At 48.0% G+C, this 17418-nt stretch carries 15 protein-coding genes; 1 reads left to right on the forward strand and 14 read right to left on the reverse strand.

What is annotated here, in order from left to right:
- Window positions 1–9: 9 nt before the first annotated feature.
- From AAV35_RS10820 to AAV35_RS10870, 11 genes are all read right to left on the reverse strand, one after another.
- Window positions 10–2199, reverse strand: a complete 2190-nt coding sequence (locus tag AAV35_RS10820; RefSeq protein WP_008588197.1) for a transglutaminase TgpA family protein — start codon at window positions 2197–2199, stop codon at window positions 10–12.
- Complete coding sequence (locus AAV35_RS10825) at window positions 2196–3446, reverse strand: DUF58 domain-containing protein (protein WP_008588195.1); 1251 nt, start codon at window positions 3444–3446, stop codon at window positions 2196–2198. Before AAV35_RS10825 ends, AAV35_RS10820 begins: the two co-directional genes overlap by 4 nt.
- The gene (locus AAV35_RS10830; RefSeq protein WP_008588193.1) at window positions 3443–4408 is read right to left on the reverse strand and encodes an AAA family ATPase; all 966 of its coding nucleotides are present in this window, start codon (window positions 4406–4408) and stop codon (window positions 3443–3445) included. Before AAV35_RS10830 ends, AAV35_RS10825 begins: the two co-directional genes overlap by 4 nt.
- Before the next feature lie 92 nt (window positions 4409–4500).
- On the reverse strand, window positions 4501–5700 hold the full coding sequence (locus AAV35_RS10835; RefSeq protein WP_040609120.1) for a pyridoxal phosphate-dependent aminotransferase: 1200 nt from the start codon (window positions 5698–5700) through the stop codon (window positions 4501–4503).
- Between the two features lie 108 nt (window positions 5701–5808).
- Window positions 5809–6711 carry a formyltetrahydrofolate deformylase gene (gene purU / locus AAV35_RS10840; protein ID WP_008588189.1) on the reverse strand — a complete coding sequence of 301 codons (903 nt, stop codon included), beginning with the start codon at window positions 6709–6711 and terminating at the stop codon, window positions 5809–5811.
- A gap of 118 nt (window positions 6712–6829) precedes the next feature.
- Window positions 6830–7489 (reverse strand): SOS response-associated peptidase, encoded by a 660-nt coding sequence (locus AAV35_RS10845; RefSeq protein WP_008588187.1) that lies wholly within the window; start codon window positions 7487–7489, stop codon window positions 6830–6832.
- Window positions 7490–7627: 138 nt separating this feature from the next.
- Window positions 7628–7825, reverse strand: coding sequence for a cold-shock protein (locus tag AAV35_RS10850; RefSeq protein WP_008588184.1), 198 nt, complete (start codon window positions 7823–7825; stop codon window positions 7628–7630).
- A gap of 181 nt (window positions 7826–8006) precedes the next feature.
- Complete coding sequence (locus tag AAV35_RS10855; protein WP_008588182.1) at window positions 8007–9371, reverse strand: hypothetical protein; 1365 nt, start codon at window positions 9369–9371, stop codon at window positions 8007–8009.
- A 127-nt stretch (window positions 9372–9498) separates the two neighbouring features.
- Complete coding sequence (locus AAV35_RS10860) at window positions 9499–11034, reverse strand: BCCT family transporter (RefSeq protein WP_008588180.1); 1536 nt, start codon at window positions 11032–11034, stop codon at window positions 9499–9501.
- Window positions 11035–11212: 178 nt separating this feature from the next.
- Window positions 11213–11512 carry a rhodanese-like domain-containing protein gene (locus AAV35_RS10865; protein ID WP_008588178.1) on the reverse strand — a complete coding sequence of 100 codons (300 nt, stop codon included), beginning with the start codon at window positions 11510–11512 and terminating at the stop codon, window positions 11213–11215.
- 80 nt (window positions 11513–11592) lie between these two features.
- Complete coding sequence (locus tag AAV35_RS10870) at window positions 11593–12132, reverse strand: 3-dehydroquinate synthase II domain-containing protein (protein WP_008588176.1); 540 nt, start codon at window positions 12130–12132, stop codon at window positions 11593–11595.
- A gap of 80 nt (window positions 12133–12212) precedes the next feature.
- Here AAV35_RS10870 and AAV35_RS10875 point away from each other — a divergent pair, with 80 nt between their 5' ends.
- Complete coding sequence (locus tag AAV35_RS10875) at window positions 12213–12887, forward strand: HAD family hydrolase (protein WP_008588174.1); 675 nt, start codon at window positions 12213–12215, stop codon at window positions 12885–12887.
- A 154-nt stretch (window positions 12888–13041) separates the two neighbouring features.
- Here AAV35_RS10875 and AAV35_RS10880 read toward each other — a convergent pair whose 3' ends face one another.
- The 3 genes from AAV35_RS10880 to nagZ form a co-directional block, all read right to left on the reverse strand.
- On the reverse strand, window positions 13042–14469 hold the full coding sequence (locus AAV35_RS10880) for an aldehyde dehydrogenase family protein (RefSeq protein ID WP_008588173.1): 1428 nt from the start codon (window positions 14467–14469) through the stop codon (window positions 13042–13044).
- Window positions 14470–14696: 227 nt separating this feature from the next.
- On the reverse strand, window positions 14697–15548 hold the full coding sequence (locus tag AAV35_RS10885; RefSeq protein ID WP_008588169.1) for a DegV family protein: 852 nt from the start codon (window positions 15546–15548) through the stop codon (window positions 14697–14699).
- Window positions 15549–15669: 121 nt separating this feature from the next.
- On the reverse strand, window positions 15670–17319 hold the full coding sequence (gene nagZ / locus AAV35_RS10890; protein WP_008588168.1) for a beta-N-acetylhexosaminidase: 1650 nt from the start codon (window positions 17317–17319) through the stop codon (window positions 15670–15672).
- Window positions 17320–17418 lie beyond the last annotated feature (99 nt).

The raw sequence follows: 17418 nt of genomic DNA on the forward strand, positions 1-17418 counted from the left end.
TTACGAGAATCAAGACAATGCTTTTTTAATTAAATTTTCCCATAATTCTGATAGTCCGGTGCGCTGCAGACGCTCCTCTTTGCGGTATACGAGTCGTTCGTACTGAGTGGTGAGATGCTGCATATCGACCGTTTCGAATCTGCGGTCAATCGCTTTCGCATACGTCCGCAACGTCTCGCCTTCTCCCCGTTTTTGCACTTTTTTATCGAGTACGACGAGCAGATGACGATAAGCCGCCTGAAAGGAGTCCGGAGTTTCGTTTTTTGCAAGGCGTCTCCCGTGGTACCAGCTCAGCCAGCGGAGCCGCGTCACGTAAAGGACTGCGGGAAGCACGAGAATAACAGCCGGCACGATCCACCACAGGAGGTTACGGAGAAAACCTTCTCCTCTCCCGTTCTCAGCACTGTCTTCTGTCCCCTCCTCTTCCCCGATCTGCTGCGGATTCCCTTCCTGCTGCTGATCAGGAGCTTCCACTTCGGGGCTTTCCTCACTTCTTTCGGGCTCTCCGGAATCCGTATCCGTGCCGCTGGTGAAATCCGCATTGTTGGTGAAACCCTGCGTAGGTTCGAACGGTACCCATCCGATATCCGGAAAGTACACCTCTACCCAGGAGTGTGCGTTCGCACTCGTAATGTCATATGCATTTAAATTTTCGCCGAACAGTTCCGCATCCGTTTCTTTAATTTCTCCACCGGTAAAACCTTTCACCCACCGTGCAGGTATACCCTCCGCCCGCAGCATAACGACCATGGACGTCGAGTAGTTATCACAGTATCCTTTTTTCGTCTCGAAGACGAACTGATCGACGTAATCCTCCTCCGCTTCCGGCACTTCCACGTCCGTAGTGGAATACTCGAAGCCGTTCGAGCTGAAATAGGATTCGACCGCTTTCGCTTTATCATAGCGATTGCCGTATTCCGAAACGACTTCCGATGCAAGTTCTTTCGTCCTTTCCGTCACGGAAGAAGGCAACTGCAAATATTTCTCCCTTACAGAGGCCGGGTCTTCCCCACCGGCTTCTCTCAGCTGACGCAAATCGAAAGCGGGAGCGCCGTAGTCGAAAGTATAACTGGCCGGCTGCACGGAATCTCCTCCGCTTCTCGTCTCCATCTCCCCGGTTTGGGTATGCAGGTCGATTTCCAGTGGATTTTCAAGATTTCCTATCGTCGTCATCCCGTAAGGATAGAGGAGTTTGCCGAAGTCGGCTTCTTCCGTGAAATCGATGAAACCCTGGGAAGGGTCCGTTTCCACTGTCTCTTCGAAAAGGGAGTACCCGATATCACCCGGGTCCCTTCCCGTCACCGGTTCCTCAAGCGTATCCTCCCAGCCTTTGCCTGTATACTGATCTTTGGACTCCGCTCTCCAGTACTGCCGATCCTCGACGATAGCCTGGAATACGAGCGTATCATCCTGGACGAACGCCCCTCCGAGACGTGAATCGTTTTCTCCGTAGCCTACTTTCTGTACGCCACCTTCTCTGTCTCCTGTTCCCGCACCTCCGGTAACGTTTTCCAGATAGGGAACCGGATCGGGCCATTGCGGCGAAAACTTCGGAAGAGCCGTACCGGCGGCTACAGCGAGAAGAACGGCACCCACAAGCGGAGCCAGAGCCAGGATCGCCGTTTTCCATTTGATTTCTTTCCTGTCGTCGTCGCTTACCTCTTTCTCCAACTGCAGCAGCCCGAGGACGAAGGCAGCAAGGATAAATGTCCTTATAATGGCTCCCTGAGCCTCATAAGGCGTGAACGTATCAATGACAGTGATATATATAAAGGTAAGGATAATGAAAAAAAGTGCTTTTCGGGCAATTACGAGCCAATAATGCAGCAGGTAACTGACGAGCCACAGCAGCACGAGAAAGAGAAGACTCCGGAAAAAAGCGGTAAAATCCCACCATTCCTGTGCCCACACCGCTTCCGCGTTGAACATGAGCTGTTCATAAAGAATACTCCACCAGCCGCTGCTGAAAATCCGTTCCGGAATAAATAAACCATCAAGAATAAAAATAAGTCCCAGTAATTTCAGCGGAACTGCTATGTACCAGCGGACCTGCATAAATGCTAAAAAGAAACAGAAAGTTGCGTACAAGTAAAAAACCCCGGCATTTTGGGTATTCGTAAGGATGCCTAACGGCCATAACCATTCAAGGAGAAGGAAAAACCCACCGATGTAAATCAGCGACAGCAACAGTTTCTTCATACTTCCACCTCAAATTCCGGTCTCTTCCAGGCTTTTTCGGTCAGCACCTGCACCCGGACCCCGTACTCTTTCAACTCCCTGACATGCTTCTGCTTCGTAAAATCCCATTCCTTATGAAACATAATCACAAAAAGCACTACGTTCCTTCCCGAGGGAGACAGTCGCAATAGACTGTTCTTTATCGAATCATCGAGGTCCGTGCTTATGATCATCAGGGTTGCCTGAGCCGAAAGCCGGCCGTGCCCTTTGGCCATTTCTTCTTCAAAATTACCTGTCTCATCCGGAGATACTTCAGCCAGATGATACCGGATCATCTCCTGCTGGCGCCGTGAATGGATGGAAGCTACGTATTTCCCTGCTCTCCCTAAAGAAAGGAAAGAGAGTTGCCGGGTCTCCCGGCGCGTGAGTTTAAGCATAAGAGAATAAGCGAACTCCACCGCCCCTTCGAACTCGGCAGTATTTCCCGGGGACGATAATGTACTCAGCACAAGTACGGATTCCGAGCTCTTTTCCTGCTCAAATTCTTTCGTCATCATTTTGTTTTTACGGGCCGTCGCTTTCCAGTCCACCCAGGAAATCCGATCTCCCGGTGCGTACTCCCTTAATCCGGCTACCATATTCGAGTGACGTTCTTTCACGTTCGCAGCAGCAGATTTCCCCTGACCGAACCCCTTAGTACCTAAAGACAAAGAAACGTTCCGGCTCGCAGGGTAAACTGTGAAGCGGCCTCCTGCATTAATTGCCGCTTCTTTTTTCACGAAACCAAAGAAATCCCCTGTACGGATATACATCTCCCCCAGCTGATGACTCCCTCTCGGCAGATGGTCGAGGCGGTAGTGAAAACGTACCGTCCGCCGGAACCACGGGAAAATCATTCTTTCCACCACTTTCTCCTCCCTGTCACCGGTCACAACACCCTCTCCGGACCGGACTTCCAGGTGGAGCGTCTCCGGATAACTCTCTTTTACCTTCATAAAGTATAAAGGGAAAGGGATCGTACGCCTGAGTTCAATCTCTATCTCGACCGCTTCCCCGGATTCTATAAGTCCCGAAGAGAGAGTCCTGGCGCCCGTCCAGTCATCGAGCGGATAAAAAAGAAGCCCTCCCATATAAATCAGAAAAGGCAGGAACGAGTAAAACAGGAACCAGCTTACAAACCCTCCCTGGAACATTGCATAAGAAAACAGAATACCGAACAAAATGATAAGGAACCCGGCTTTTCCCGCTTTGTAAAGTTTACGCTTCATTCACTCACGTTCCTCTGTACGGGAACACGTGTCGCCTCAATCAGCTCTTCAATCACTTCTTCCGCAGTTTTTCCCTCAAAATTAGCCTCCGAAGTCATAATGAGGCGGTGCGGCAGCACGAAACGGGCTACGTACTGTACATCGTCCGGCACTATATAATCGCGGTCATATATATAAGCGTAGGCTTTAGCTGCCTTCATAAGGGCCATGGACCCTCTCGGACTTACCCCGAGATACACATCCGGATGTTCCCGCGTCGCGGAAGTCAGTAAAACGATGTACTGTTCAATAGTACGGTCCACATAGACTTCCCGCACGCTTTCCTGCGCCTGAGCGAGCTCCTCGAGCGTCATGACGGGGTCCAGGGAATCGATCGGATGCGTGCCGGATGAACGGGCGAGCATCTCCATTTCTTCCTGATAGGACGGGTATCCCATCTTCAGCTTAAGAAGGAAACGATCCAGCTGCGCTTCCGGAAGCGGGTACGTCCCTTCATACTCAATCGGGTTCTGGGTGGCCATAACGAAGAAAGGGTGCTTAAGAGGAACGGTACGGCCATCCACGGTGATATTCGCTTCCTCCATTCCTTCAAGTAAGGAAGACTGCGTTTTAGGGGAAGTGCGGTTTATTTCATCTGCCAGAACGATATTACCGAGAATCGGTCCGGGGCGGAATTCGAATTCCGTCGTTTTCGGGTTATAAATGGAGACACCCGTCACGTCCGAAGGCAAAAGATCCGGAGTGAACTGAATTCTTCTGAATTCACAGTTCATCGATTTCGCAAGCGTACGTACCAGCATCGTCTTACCGACTCCCGGCACGTCCTCAAGCAGCACATGACCTTTCGCAAGAAGTGCCACCATGCTTAAAATGACTGCATCCTCTTTTCCTACTATCACTTTATTAATATTTTTAATGACCTCGGCGATTTTACTGTTCAGCATAAAAGACGACTGCGACATCTGGTGCTGCCCCTCTCTGTATTTCCGAATTTTTAGATACTTCTATTTATTTTAAACTATACTACAAGGGGCCATCTTGAGCAAAAAGGACATCACGGCTTCAACCGGGTGTACAGACGGCCGAGACGTTCCGCCGCTTCCCGGAGTACCTTTTCGTCAGCAAGAAGCCCGACGCGGACGTACCCTTCCCCTTCCGAACCGAAACCGTTCCCCGGGGCGGTCACCACTCCCGCCTGCTCGATGGCGTATTCGGAGAAACCTTCCGACGTGAATCCGTCCGGCACCGGCACCCAGCAGAAAAATGTACCCTTCGGAAGAACTGCAGGGTAGCCGAAGGAAGCAAGTGTCCGGATGAAAACGTCGCGACGGCGTTCATACATTGCTACCAGTTCCCGTACCTCACTCTGGTCACCGGTCAGAGCCTCGGCAGCCGCTTCCTGCACGGCCCCGAACAGACTGACATACATGTGATCCTGAAGCTTGTTGATCTGTTCAATCACTTTTTCGTTCCCGGCTGCAAATCCGACTCTCCATCCGGCCATGTTGTAACTTTTCGAAAGCGTGAATATCTCCACCCCTACGTCCTTCGCTCCTTCTGTTTCGAGGTAACTCACGGGTTTCTCCCCGTCATATCCGATCGCCCCGTATGCAAAATCATGGACCACTCCTATCCCGTTCTCCCGGGCCACCTTTACCGTATCTTCGAAAAAAGCGGGCGTGGCGATGCCTGCAGTAGGATTGTTAGGGTAGTTCAGGAACATCAGCCGGGCCGCTTTGAGACTTTCCTTATCCAGTTTTGAATAATCCGGGCGGAAGCCGCTCTCTTCCCGGAGCGGCATGAAGACGTTACGGGCTGCAGATAGAGCGGTACCGGACATATAATCCGGATAGCCGGGATCCGGGAGTAGCACCGTATCTCCCGGGTTCAAAAAGCACTGACTGATTTCCACAAGTCCCGCTTTCGCCCCGAACAGTACTGCAATCTCCTTTTCGGGATCAAGCTCCACCTGATGTTCGCGCCGGTAGTAATCCGCTGCCGCCTGCTTGAATTCCGGCAGTCCGCGAAAGTTGATATACCCATGATTCGCAGGTTTTTTCGCAGCCTCCTCCAGCTTACGTACAATACTCTCCGGTGTCGGGCGATCCGGGTTCCCCTGACCGAGATTAATGATATCTCTTCCTTCTTTCTTCAGCTGTATTACACGTTTCGTCAGTTTGGCGAAAAACTGTTCCGGAAGTCTTTCCATCGCCTCGGACGGTTTAAATATATCCACTATTATTCCCCCTGCCATATGAAACTTCTTCTATTGTAAATAATTTTTAGAAAATTTACAAAGCTGTAAAGAAAACCGTCTCTTTAGGTCTCTTAAAGAAAAAGAGACGGAAAAGACGGTCTTCTGTCAGGAAAACACGATGGTTTTATTTTGATGAACGAGGATCCGATCCGCCAGGTGCCACTTTACAGCCCGGGCCAATACGCTCCGTTCAATAGTCTGACCGATTTTTTTCATGTCCTCGGCGTGATCTCTGTGATCGACGCGACCGATATCCTGTTCGATGATAGGCCCTTCGTCCAGATCGTTCGTCACGTAGTGGGAAGTCGCTCCGATCATTTTCACTCCCCGTTCATAAGCACGTTCATAGGGCCTTGCTCCGACGAATGCCGGGAGGAACGAATGATGGATGTTAATGATCCGGTTACGGTAGGACTCCACGAATTCCGGAGTAAGAATCTGCATATATCTTGCCAGCACGATAAGATCGACTTCGTACTCTTCGAGAAGTTCTTTATGTCTCTGTTCTGCTTCCCTGCGTATTTCTTTATTGGAAGGAACATGATAGAAAGGAATACCGAGCGACTCCACCATCTCTCTTGTATCCTCGTGATTACTGATGACAAGAGCGAGATTCGCCATCAAGTCCCCGCTCTGCCATTCCCAAAGCAGTTCCAGAAGGCAATGGGGCTGTTTTGAAACGAAGATGGCCACGTTTTTCAGTTCGCTGACAGCTGCCATCTTCCAGCTCATTTGAAAGTCGGCAGCAATAGGCTGAAAATCGGCTTCTATCTGATGGAACTTCGTTTCCAGTCCCGGGCAGTCAAATTCGATTCTGATGAAAAACTCCCCTCCCTCAGGATCCGTGGAATACTGATGGGAAGCGACTATATTAGCTCCGTACGTATAGAGAAAATCCGATACGCGGGAGATGATACCGGGCTGGTCCGGACAGTGGATCAGCAACCTCGCTCTGTCTTTATGTTTTTCTTTATAGTTGTGCAGTTTGTCTTCCACATAGCTTGTCATGCTTTTCCATCTCCATTCAAATAACGATTAGCTATTACTTTATGGCATTTCCCTGAATTGTTCAAGAAACTTCCGGTCTTTTTCCGGAAGGGCCAATTTTAGAAATATTCTTGATGTATTACGCTTCTTCAAGAAGAGCAGCATCGTTATTTGCAGGAGTATTCACCCGCTTGGATACCGGGTACATTGTGAGGGCACCATCCGGCAGCGGAGTCAGGAGGTTTTTAGCTTCTTCCTTCCCTTCAAACCATGCATCGTAATCGTTCCGCTGCAGGATTACCGGCATCCGGTGGTGAAGATCACTCATTTCTTCGTTCGCTTCCGTCGTCAGAATCGTGCAGGTAAATACGTTTTCCCCGTCTTTATTTTTCCACTTCTCCCACAGCCCGGCAAGGCCGAATAAACCCTGGTCCTTCATCTGAATCCGATACGGCTGTTTTTCCCCCGCTTCGTCTTTTTTCCATTCATAGAAACTGTCCGCCGGGATAATGCAACGCTGCTGTTCAAAAGGTTTACGGAAGCTTTTCTTCTCCTCCACCGTTTCCGACCTGGCATTGATCATTTTGAACCCTATCTTCTCGTCATCTGCCCAGGGCGGTATCAGTCCCCAGCGTAAATACCCCATCCGTTTTTCTCCGTCGCTCCGGATAACGGCAGGTATATATTGCGAAGGAGCAACGTTGTAACTGCTCATCCAATTATCAAGCTTCACTTTATCCAGCTTGAATTCTTCCCTTACGTCTTCCAGCTCAGCGATGAGCGTAAATCTGCCACACATAAGTGAACGCCTCCTTTGTTTTACCATATACCTGTTTCAAAACGTTTGAAACTTGTGCAGCCACACGTGTGATTTGTTGAAAACAAAAAAATCCCCGCGCTCGCAATGAACGCGGGAATTTCCTATAGCAACGAACAATTATTTTTGAACGTTAGCAGCTTGTGGTCCACGGTTACCTTCGACGATTTCGAAAGATACTGTTTGACCTTCTTCAAGTGTTTTGAAGCCTTCGTCTTGAATAGCGGAGAAGTGTACGAATACATCGTCCTGACCTTCTACTTCGATGAAGCCATAACCTTTTTCTGCGTTGAACCATTTCACGTTACCTTGTAACATATTGTTTCCTCCTGCGGTGATTCTTGATCACCAATGTATTACTATTCCTGCTCACGACGTGCATTCAAGACGACAAGCTTTCACACTCATGCTCGTTGCTTTCGTTCCGAACAACAATAAGTTAATTACTACTATAGCACCGTTATTATCAAATAGCAACCCCTTTTCAAATATATCTATACTAATGCACGATCATTGTCAGCAAAGCGACGGCAGTACCGATACTTCCACAAATAATTGTAAAGGGGAGGTTTTTCCAGACGATACGGTAAGGATTCATATGAAAGTTGACGGAAGTGATGGTAACAATCAATCCGTACGGAGCGGAAGGGACGGTAGCGATTGCCGAACTTGATAACAGAACGGCCAGAGTGACAGGAGGCAGAGCTTCCATAAGGAGTCCGCTGATTCCTCCGAATATCCCCATAGTAGCAAGTGGATGAACTCCGGCAAGTGTCATGAGCAGAAAAGTCAGCTGAATGATGATCATAATGACTACAGGAGAATCACTGTAGGCGATGACCGGCTGCTGCAGCAGTTCAAGATATGGAGAGGCGTTCAGCGTCTCTGTTAAAACGGAAAGGCTCAGTAAGAGCACTATAAAGTTATCAAGATGATTCGTGTGCCGCTTCCAGGCCGACCATCCGATTAACCAGAAACTTTTCCGTCTTTTCAAAATCGTACTCCACAGAAAAGCAAAGGGTACGATAGCAATAGTCACAGAGAAAAGAAATTCAAAGTTGATGACATTCGCAAGAAATACCACCGTACTTAAAAACAGGACGAGTGCCAGAATAAACCCTTTCAACTTTCCTCTTCCATAACTGTTTTTCTGTTTTGTTTCCTTCTGCAGTTCATAATTCCCGAACTTCCGGCGACCCGCCAGTGTATCCAGAAAAAAACCGGCCAAAGAAATGAGCAGCATCCACGGGAGCACCTGCAGATAATCTGCTCCGGTAATGAAAATAGAGGTTGCCAGTAAAATTTCAAGCGGACTCCACAGCAGTGCGAGAGAGTAGCCGCGTAACGTAGCCATAGAAACGAAGCTGTTCCTCACGTCCGGGCTGAACCTGCCTAACTGTTCTTTCAATAGGTCCTGGGAGATCGTGGCCGAGGAAAGATTAAGAAAAGCAGCCAGCGACACCATCGTCGCTTCGCTTCTTCCGTAAAGCTGCCCGAGTGTCCCTGTCCCTGACTGCAGCAGGCCCTTAAGCAATTTGTTGTAGCGTCCCGCTTTCACGGCACTGTTCATCCACGGCAGCACGGATAAGAGAAGCAGCAGTCCGACGTTTCCGGCGAATAACCCCGGTATATCCCCAAGTGAAAGAGAGCCCGAAAGGAAGAAAAATCCTCCGGCTGTAAGCAGTACCGTGCCGAGAACCCGAAACACCCGTGATGCTCTCGGAAATGCAAGTAAAATCATCAGAATACTCAAAACGCCGATAACGAAATAAAGCGTGTCGTTTTCGGTGAATGTATGTATGATATTCAGTAAAAATACCGCTGAATAAAAAATGTACAGGCGGTCATATAGAAAATCTCTCATATACTCCTCCCTCTGCCCGGACTTTACATCCTGAAGCTGTCCCGTCTGTAAAAAGCCGTTATTACAGCAAAACCACTGGCTTTATAAAAACTCCCCGATACCTTTGAAGTATCGGGGAGACGCTGCCTCATTTTCTTATATTATACTTGAATGCCTCGTCTTCGTTCATCATTTTTATAGCTGCCCAGATGAGAATGAACTGGATGACTATAATAGGGAGTCCCATCAGACCGGAGACGACTTCGAGCGGTGGCAGACCGCCGATACGCATCAATACTAAAGCTACTACGGTAATAATCGCAGCTATGATGATGCGGAGCGTTTTCGGCGGTTCGAATTTACTCATATCGCGCGTACTTGTATAAGCCGCTACGGTATAAGTCGTGGAGTCCAGCGTCGTCGTAAGGAAAATCAGGGCAACGATCATGAAAAGAGTGATAGCAAGCCACCCGAGTGGCAGAGTAGACAGTATTTCGGGAATCGCAGCCATCCTCTCTTCGTTCTGGACGAGCTTCAGAATGTTCATATCTTTGTTCAGGTATTGATACACTCCAAGGCCGCCGAGTATACCGGTAGCTATCCATGAGATCAGAGTCGGCGCCAGGAAATAGGTAAGAATCATTTCCTTGACTGTGCGGCCACGAGAAATTTTAGCTGCAAACACACCGTGCAGCATCGCCCACGTTGCACTGTAGGCAAAGAAGAAGACAGTATTACTCTGAACGTGGGACATTCCGCCTTCATGGACGGAATCCGTGCTCAATGAAAGATTAATGTAATTCGAGATCAGGAAAGATACACTGTCGGAGAAATAATTAAGAATGAATATACCGGGACCTGCAAAAATAATAAACAGACCTAGCGCTCCGGCAAGATACATATTAAGCGTACTAAGCCTCTTGATCCCTTTCTCGATACCTGCATAGGCACTGAGGGAGAATAAAAACACCCAGACGATAGTAACGATAAGCGTTAGTGTGAACGTAATTTCAATATTCATAAGGTGAGCCAGGTTGTACGTCACGATTGGAGCTCCCAGACCGAGAGTAACCGCAGCACCGGAAAGAATACTGATCAGGAACAGTATGTCGAATATTTTTCCACCGATTCCATCTGAAAATTTATCTCCGAATAAAGACCGGCATGCTTCCGATACACGCATAAGCGGACGCTTACGCACGTGCAGAATATAACCCATGGCAGGGGCGATCAGAACGAATATCGCAAATACCTGGAATCCCCACAGAAACATACTGTAAGCATTCCCCCACAGTATCGCTTCCGGGGATCCCGCTTCGACTCCGGCCGGCGGATCATTGGCCACCGACGTCCACTGAAGCATACCCGTACGCATGATAGTGGACCCGAGGCCCATGGCAATAAGTATAGATGAGTACTCGAATAACGAAAACCGTGGTTTTTCTTTAGGATCACCGAGCACTACATTTCCGTATTTTGAAAAAGACAAATACAAGCCTGCTACAACTAATATAATTCCATACCATAGATATCCCCACGTAAACGAAGTAACGATCGAATCAAAAATGGAGTTCAAAAGCTCCAGTGACTCTGCTTCGTACATGGCAAAAGGAATACTTATGGCGATTACGATTAATAAAGAGGGTATAAATATTTTGTAATCAATAAGACCTTTCTTTCCCATTAGAATCCTCCTAATATATATTTTCGTTACTTCATTTAAGCAGAACGACTATACATTCCCCTCTCACTTACATGATTAAACATCTTTCCTAAAAAAAGGTTTTTAAGCCGAAGAAACTCCCGGATAAAAAAAGCCCCAGGAATGCACCTGAGGCTGAATCTATGAACTTGGAAAGATCCTACTTACTGATGCTGCCGCTCCAGTCGCGCATGCCGCCTTTCAGCACTTGTGACTGTATTCCGTTTTCTGTAAGAATATCTGCCGCCTGGGCACTGCGGGGGCCTGCAGCACAAACCGTCACATACTCTTTGTTATTATTCAGTTCATCCAGCCTGCTTTCTACTTCATCCAAAGGAAAATGGATAGCTCCGGGAATCATTCCTTCTTTCACTTCCTCATCCGTGCGGACATCGAGCACTTCCACATTTTTGTGGTTATGTTTCTGCTTCAGTGCCTCTTCACCTATCTCTATAGCCATGTATAAACCTCCTTTTATTATTTAATCTTTGTTCCCTGTTTACCTCAGCAGCATGGCAAAAAAACATTCTCCAGAATTTTTCACCTCTCTATTATTTCTTCGTCCACTTTTGTACCGAGATGCCTCCCCGGCTCATCTGAAATAGCGAGAATTTTCTGCCCGATCCTAAGCTCCAGTAAAGGCCATTCCCCTTGTTCCTTCTCACTGACATATACACTGGCCGATTTCTGTAAAGTAGCCGAGATGAGCTTTTCCCCGTCCGTACATTCCACTCGTAAAAGCGGCCGTTTTTCTATTTTCACGCGGCCGAGAGCGATCATCCGCTCTTTTTCCCCATCCGTAACGCTGACCTCCTCGCCCGCCTGGCACTCATGGAGGTATTTCGTCTGTTCACCCTGGCGAACGTACTGATGCAGCGCTCCTGCATTGATCCGGAAGGGACGCGCGGGGTAACCTTCCGACTCTCTATTCTCTGCGAGAACTTTAATATAGCCGTGCCCCGTATTCCCTACAAACACACCGTCAGAAGGCTTTAGTATATCCACGAAGTCCAGACACACCCTCATCCCTTCTCCGATTTCTTCGATTTTGGTAACTTCCATATATTTTTCATAATCCATACTGTATTCTCCTTTGTTTGATTTCCAACTTCCTCTTCTTCTATACTATTAGTATCACTATAAACGAAAAGAGGATTCTGATGAGAGTAGCTATTTTCGATTTTGACCGCACTTTGTTTCCGGAAGAAACCTTCCCGCTTATGATGACCCATCTAAAGACCCACCCGATGCATCATAGAAAATACAACACTTTCATGAGAAAAATAGCCCCTATGTACACTGCTTACAAACTGAAACTCTATCCCGAAAGAAAAATGAAGGAAGACTCCATGAGAAGTTATATCTCTTCTTTCAAGAAAACGTCCCGTGAAGACGTGGATAAATTTTTCGCCCAGCTTGCGAATCAGATGAAAAAAAGACTGAACCGGGAAGTGCTCGACCGTCTGGAGTGGCATAAAAACCGGGGAGATTATACGGTGCTCGTCTCCGGAGCCTTCGAACCGATGCTTGAAACGATTACAAACGACCTCCCGTTTGATCTCGTACTCGGCACGGAAGTTCCTTACAAAGGAGGGTACCTTGACCATAAAAAACGGATCCAGCACGTGAACGGGGACCGGAAGATGAAAAAAGTGATGAAACATCTCCGCCCGGCTGTCATCGACTGGAATGGCAGTTATGCGTATGGAGACAGTTTTTCCGACCTCGACGTTCTTGAAGCTGTGGGGAATCCGGTCGCAGTACAGCCGGAACCGAGACTTAAAAAAGTGGCTGATCAGCTGAACTGGGAAACCATACCCGTCAGACAGTCATAAATATTTCCGGGGAAATATCCCGGAGAGCTTTCCTGCCGGTTTAACATCCTGCTATACAAAAAGAGTGATTTTCTTTTAAGACATAAGAAAATCACTCTTTTTTTTCATTAGGCCCCTGCAGCCTTTTCGATGCGAAGGGACCGTTTCCCGGATGTTATTTTTCAGGGTACCCGAGAATGGTTTTTACTTCCAGATATTCTTCAATACCATGGTCTCCCCATTCTCTTCCGATGCCTGAGTGTTTATAGCCGCCGAATGGTGCAGCAAAGTCCGCTTTCGTATCATTGACTTTAACACGGCCGGCGCGTATACCTGCAGAAGCTTTCCTTAATTTCTCTTTGTCTTTCCCGTACACGTAACCGGCAAGACCGTATTCCGTATCGTTGGCGATTTCGATAGCCTCATCGAGGGAGTCGTACGTAAGAACGCACATGACGGGTCCGAAGATTTCTTCACGTGCGATGACCATGCCATTATCCACATCCGTGAAGACAGTCGGCTTCGCATAGTAGCCCTGCTCAAGACCTTCAGGTTTCCCCGGGCCGCCGACGAGAAGAGTGGCCCCTTCTTCTGTTCCTTTTTCCATATAGGACTGGACGGTGTCCCATTGCTTCTGAGATACGATCGGTCCCATATGATTTCCTTCATGCGGGTCTCCTACTTTAAATTCAGGCAGCACATCTTTGATCGCCTGCTCAAATTCGTCCTTCATCGAAGAAGGAATAAGGGTCCTTGTAGCTGCTGAACATACCTGACCGGTATTATTCGTGATGTGTGTAAGAGCCGTACGGGCGGCATCTTTCACATCTGCGTCATCAAGCACGATCAATGGAGATTTCCCTCCAAGCTCAAGCGCTATATTCGTAATGTTTTCTGCTGCATTTTTCATAATCTTCTCACCCGTGGCTCCCGACCCGGTGAAGGAAACGAAGTCGATATCCTTATGAGAACTTATACCGTCCCCGATAACTTCCCCGGTACCATTCACCAGGTTGAACACACCTTTTGGAACGCCCACTTTATCGAATATTTCTGTAAGGATAAAAGCTGCAAAAGGCGTCTGTTCCGCCGGCTTCAATACAACGGGGCTGCCTGCAGCAAAAGCGCTGGCAATTTTCGTCGATGTCTGGTTCGTAGGGAAGTTCCACGGGGTGATCAGACCACTGACACCACTGGCTTCCTTCATTCTTGTGTGTCCTTCATATTCTTCGACGAACGAAAAACTCTTCAGTGATTCCGCTGCCTGGGCAAAGTGGTTGTACCCCATCATGAAGTGCACTTTCTCGGAAACTTCGACGGGAGAACCGAGTTCTTCTGTAATCGTGTCTATAATGTCGTCTTTGCGATTGTTGTACTCTTCGGCAATGTCCTCAAGCATTTTCACCCTTTCCTCTTTAGGCATTTGTGAAAAGTGAGGGAACGCATCGCGTGCAGCCTGCACTGCTTTGTCCAGATCCTCTTTCGTGCCGAGACTTATCTCTCCGAACGCTTCTTCGGTAGCAGGGTTGATGACTTCAGTCGTTTCAGAACCGGTGGACTCCACCCATTCCCCGTTAATATAATGTTTAAGATATCGTTTCATAACAAAAGTCTCCTTTACTTTCACTGAATATATTGCACTTATCTACATAGGACAGTCTTTCCTGTTTCTGCAAATGTTAAACATCAGGAAACCTTCTTAATCGGAGGGAGCTGCTCCGGGTTATACTTCCTTTCAGGTAAAAAAACCGTTCCCCGAATCAGCTCTTCTTCAACGGTCACGAAAAAAATACAAGCCGGGACGACTGTCCTGACTTGTATCCCCCGATTTTATTTTTCGAGGCCGGCCACCCCGAAATCTCCAGGTCCCGAATGTGTGGAGATCATGCCGACCGCCTGAATCCATCTGATATTTCGAAAACCGTAATTTTCAGCTATTTGCTCTAACATCCCCCTGGTTTCTTCGTCCAGACCAACCGAGTAAATGAAGTACAGTTGATCAGGATCCATGTCGTATTCACTGAAATAATCATGAAGAAGTTTTCTTCCGGCACCTTTCATGTTTCCCCGATATTTCTTCGTCGAAATCAATTTTCCGTTTTTCAGATCTATCCGGGGTTTTATTTTTAACAGAGTTCCGATCAGTGACCCTGCATTGCTCACCCGGCCGCCTGCTTTCAGAAACTCAAGACTCCCCGGGATAAAAGACAGCCGGGCTTTAGGTACCGTCTGTTCTATCCTTTCCATCAGCTCTTCTGCCTCTGTTTCCGGCTCATTCCGTAGTATTTCCGCGGCGCGAAGTACAACTGCAGCAAGTCCTCCTGTTACATTTAAAGCGTCGATGAGGTGTACGTCCTCAAACTCTTCCGTAGCGATAACGGCATTCTGAAAAGAGGAAGATGCCTTCGAGGTGTAACCGATATGAACAATAGCGCATCCCGGGTGTGTCTTCCGGATTTCTGTGAAAAGTTCTTCATATTCGTGTATGTTCGTAGCTGTAGTAGAAGGGATACTTTTCGTGCGTTCATAATAATTGTAGATTTCCTCTACGGGGAGAGAGCCGTCCGGATAATCCCTGTCATCCATAATAATATGCATAGGAACTGTGTAAAGGTTGTATTTCACTCTCAAGTCCTTTGGCAGGTCGGCACAGCTTTCGGTGGATAAGATGATTTCTTTCATGCTTTTTCCTCCCGGTTCGCAATTTAAAAAACTCCTGCGTAATTATAGTGCTGTACATCGGATTGTTAATACTTCCCTCTCTTTTTTCTTTTCCCACCGCAGAACTTTTTAATACTGTTCGTCAGGAAACCTGTTCAAGAATCTCCTCCACTTTCCGGTTCACAGGCTGAAACTCAGGAGGAGGCGTCTGTTCCCCGGTAATCTGATATTTATCCTTCAAGTCTGCGATGCGTTCGACACTCTCATTTATTCTTTCTTCCGACAGTTCCCCGTTCTCAACAGCCGCTTTTAATTTATTAAAAACATTGGAAATCAAATTGGAATCGTGCGCCATAAGAAGCAGGTCCCCGCCGGCTTTCACCGTCTCTATAGCCGCATCTTCCACGCTGTATTCATTCGTGATGGCCCCCATCGTTAAATCATCCGTAACAACTACACCTCCGAAACCGAGATCTTCTCTCAGGACGTCCGTAATCACCGCTTCGGACATTGAAGCCGGGTACTGTTCGTCGAATGCCGGCAGCAGAATGTGGGAGGTCATGGTAACGTCCGCTCCCGCTTCGATAGCCTGTTTGAACGGTACGAGTTCCATCTGTTTCAGCTCTTCGTAACTTTTTGTGACTTTAGGAAGGTTCAGGTGGGAATCCACGTTTGTGTCTCCATGCCCCGGGAAGTGCTTGATAACAGGTATCACTCCCTGCTCTTCAATTCCTTTCATTACCTGAATACCGAGCTTACTCACGGTTTCCGGGTCACTGCTAAAGGAGCGGTCTCCGATGACAGGGTTATCCGGGTTACTGTTCACATCCAGAACAGGGGCGAAATCCAGATTAAAGCCGAGTTCATTCATCTGCATCCCGAGGATTTTCCCGGTTTTAAAAGCGAGTTCAGGGTCGTTCAATTCTCCTACTTCCCCGCCTGGCGGGAGGCTGGCGGCTTCCGGAGGCATTCGTGAGACCCGTCCCCCCTCTTCGTCTACTCCGAGCAGAAGCGGGTAAGGGTTGCCTTCATTAACCTGCTTCATCTCATTCAGAAAATCGACGGTCTGAGGAGCACTCGTAATGTTATTGCCGAACAGGATAAGACCGCCCACGTGATATTTTTCAATAACTTTTTTCGTTTCTTCATTCATTTCAGTACCACTGACACCGCCGAAAATCATTTGACCAATCTTTTCCTCGAGGCTCATTTTGCTGATTTTTGCACTGTCCGCTTCCTGGGTGTCTGCACTCAGCGTCACGTAGTCCAATTCTTTCTCCGTCCCTTCATTTCCAGGCCGGGAAAAAACAAATTCCAGCACGCGTCCTCCGGAAAGCGTATAGGCAAGCGTCCGTCCCTTTCCGCTTTCATTCTCTTCCGTCCGGTCAGGCTCTTTGTACGACTTAAGCTTTTCAGCGCCGAGGGGACTCTCTTCTTTTCTATCCAATTTCAGCATAGTTACCACATTCCCGCTGATCCCGATTTTCACATTTCGGGAAGAATAGTCCAGCACAGTCTCTTTGTTATCCTCGGAGGTCTTCTCCGGTTCTCCCCACTTATCCCGCACTTCTTCACCGGTCGTTTCGCCGACTGTAAACGGCACACCGGGGGCCTCTCCTTCTTCAGCCCGGGAAAATATTTCCGCCGGACGAACGCCGGCTTCCCCCTTTTCTTTTTCGGAAGTGCTTTTCTCCTCCCGGGTCTCCGTATCGCTCTGCTGATTACTGAAAATCAGGAACACACTGAGACTAAGCACGATAATTCCGATAATGACCCCTATTCTTTTCCTCATATTATTCCTCCGCTCTCCCCTGCTCACTTCCCGTTTTATAGAGCAGGACAATTATTGTGATTACATTATACATGAAATCATGAGATGTTCAGTATTATT

The sequence above is a fragment of the Salimicrobium jeotgali genome (assembly GCF_001685435.2).
In the GTDB taxonomy this organism is placed as follows: domain Bacteria; phylum Bacillota; class Bacilli; order Bacillales; family Halobacillaceae; genus Salimicrobium; species Salimicrobium album.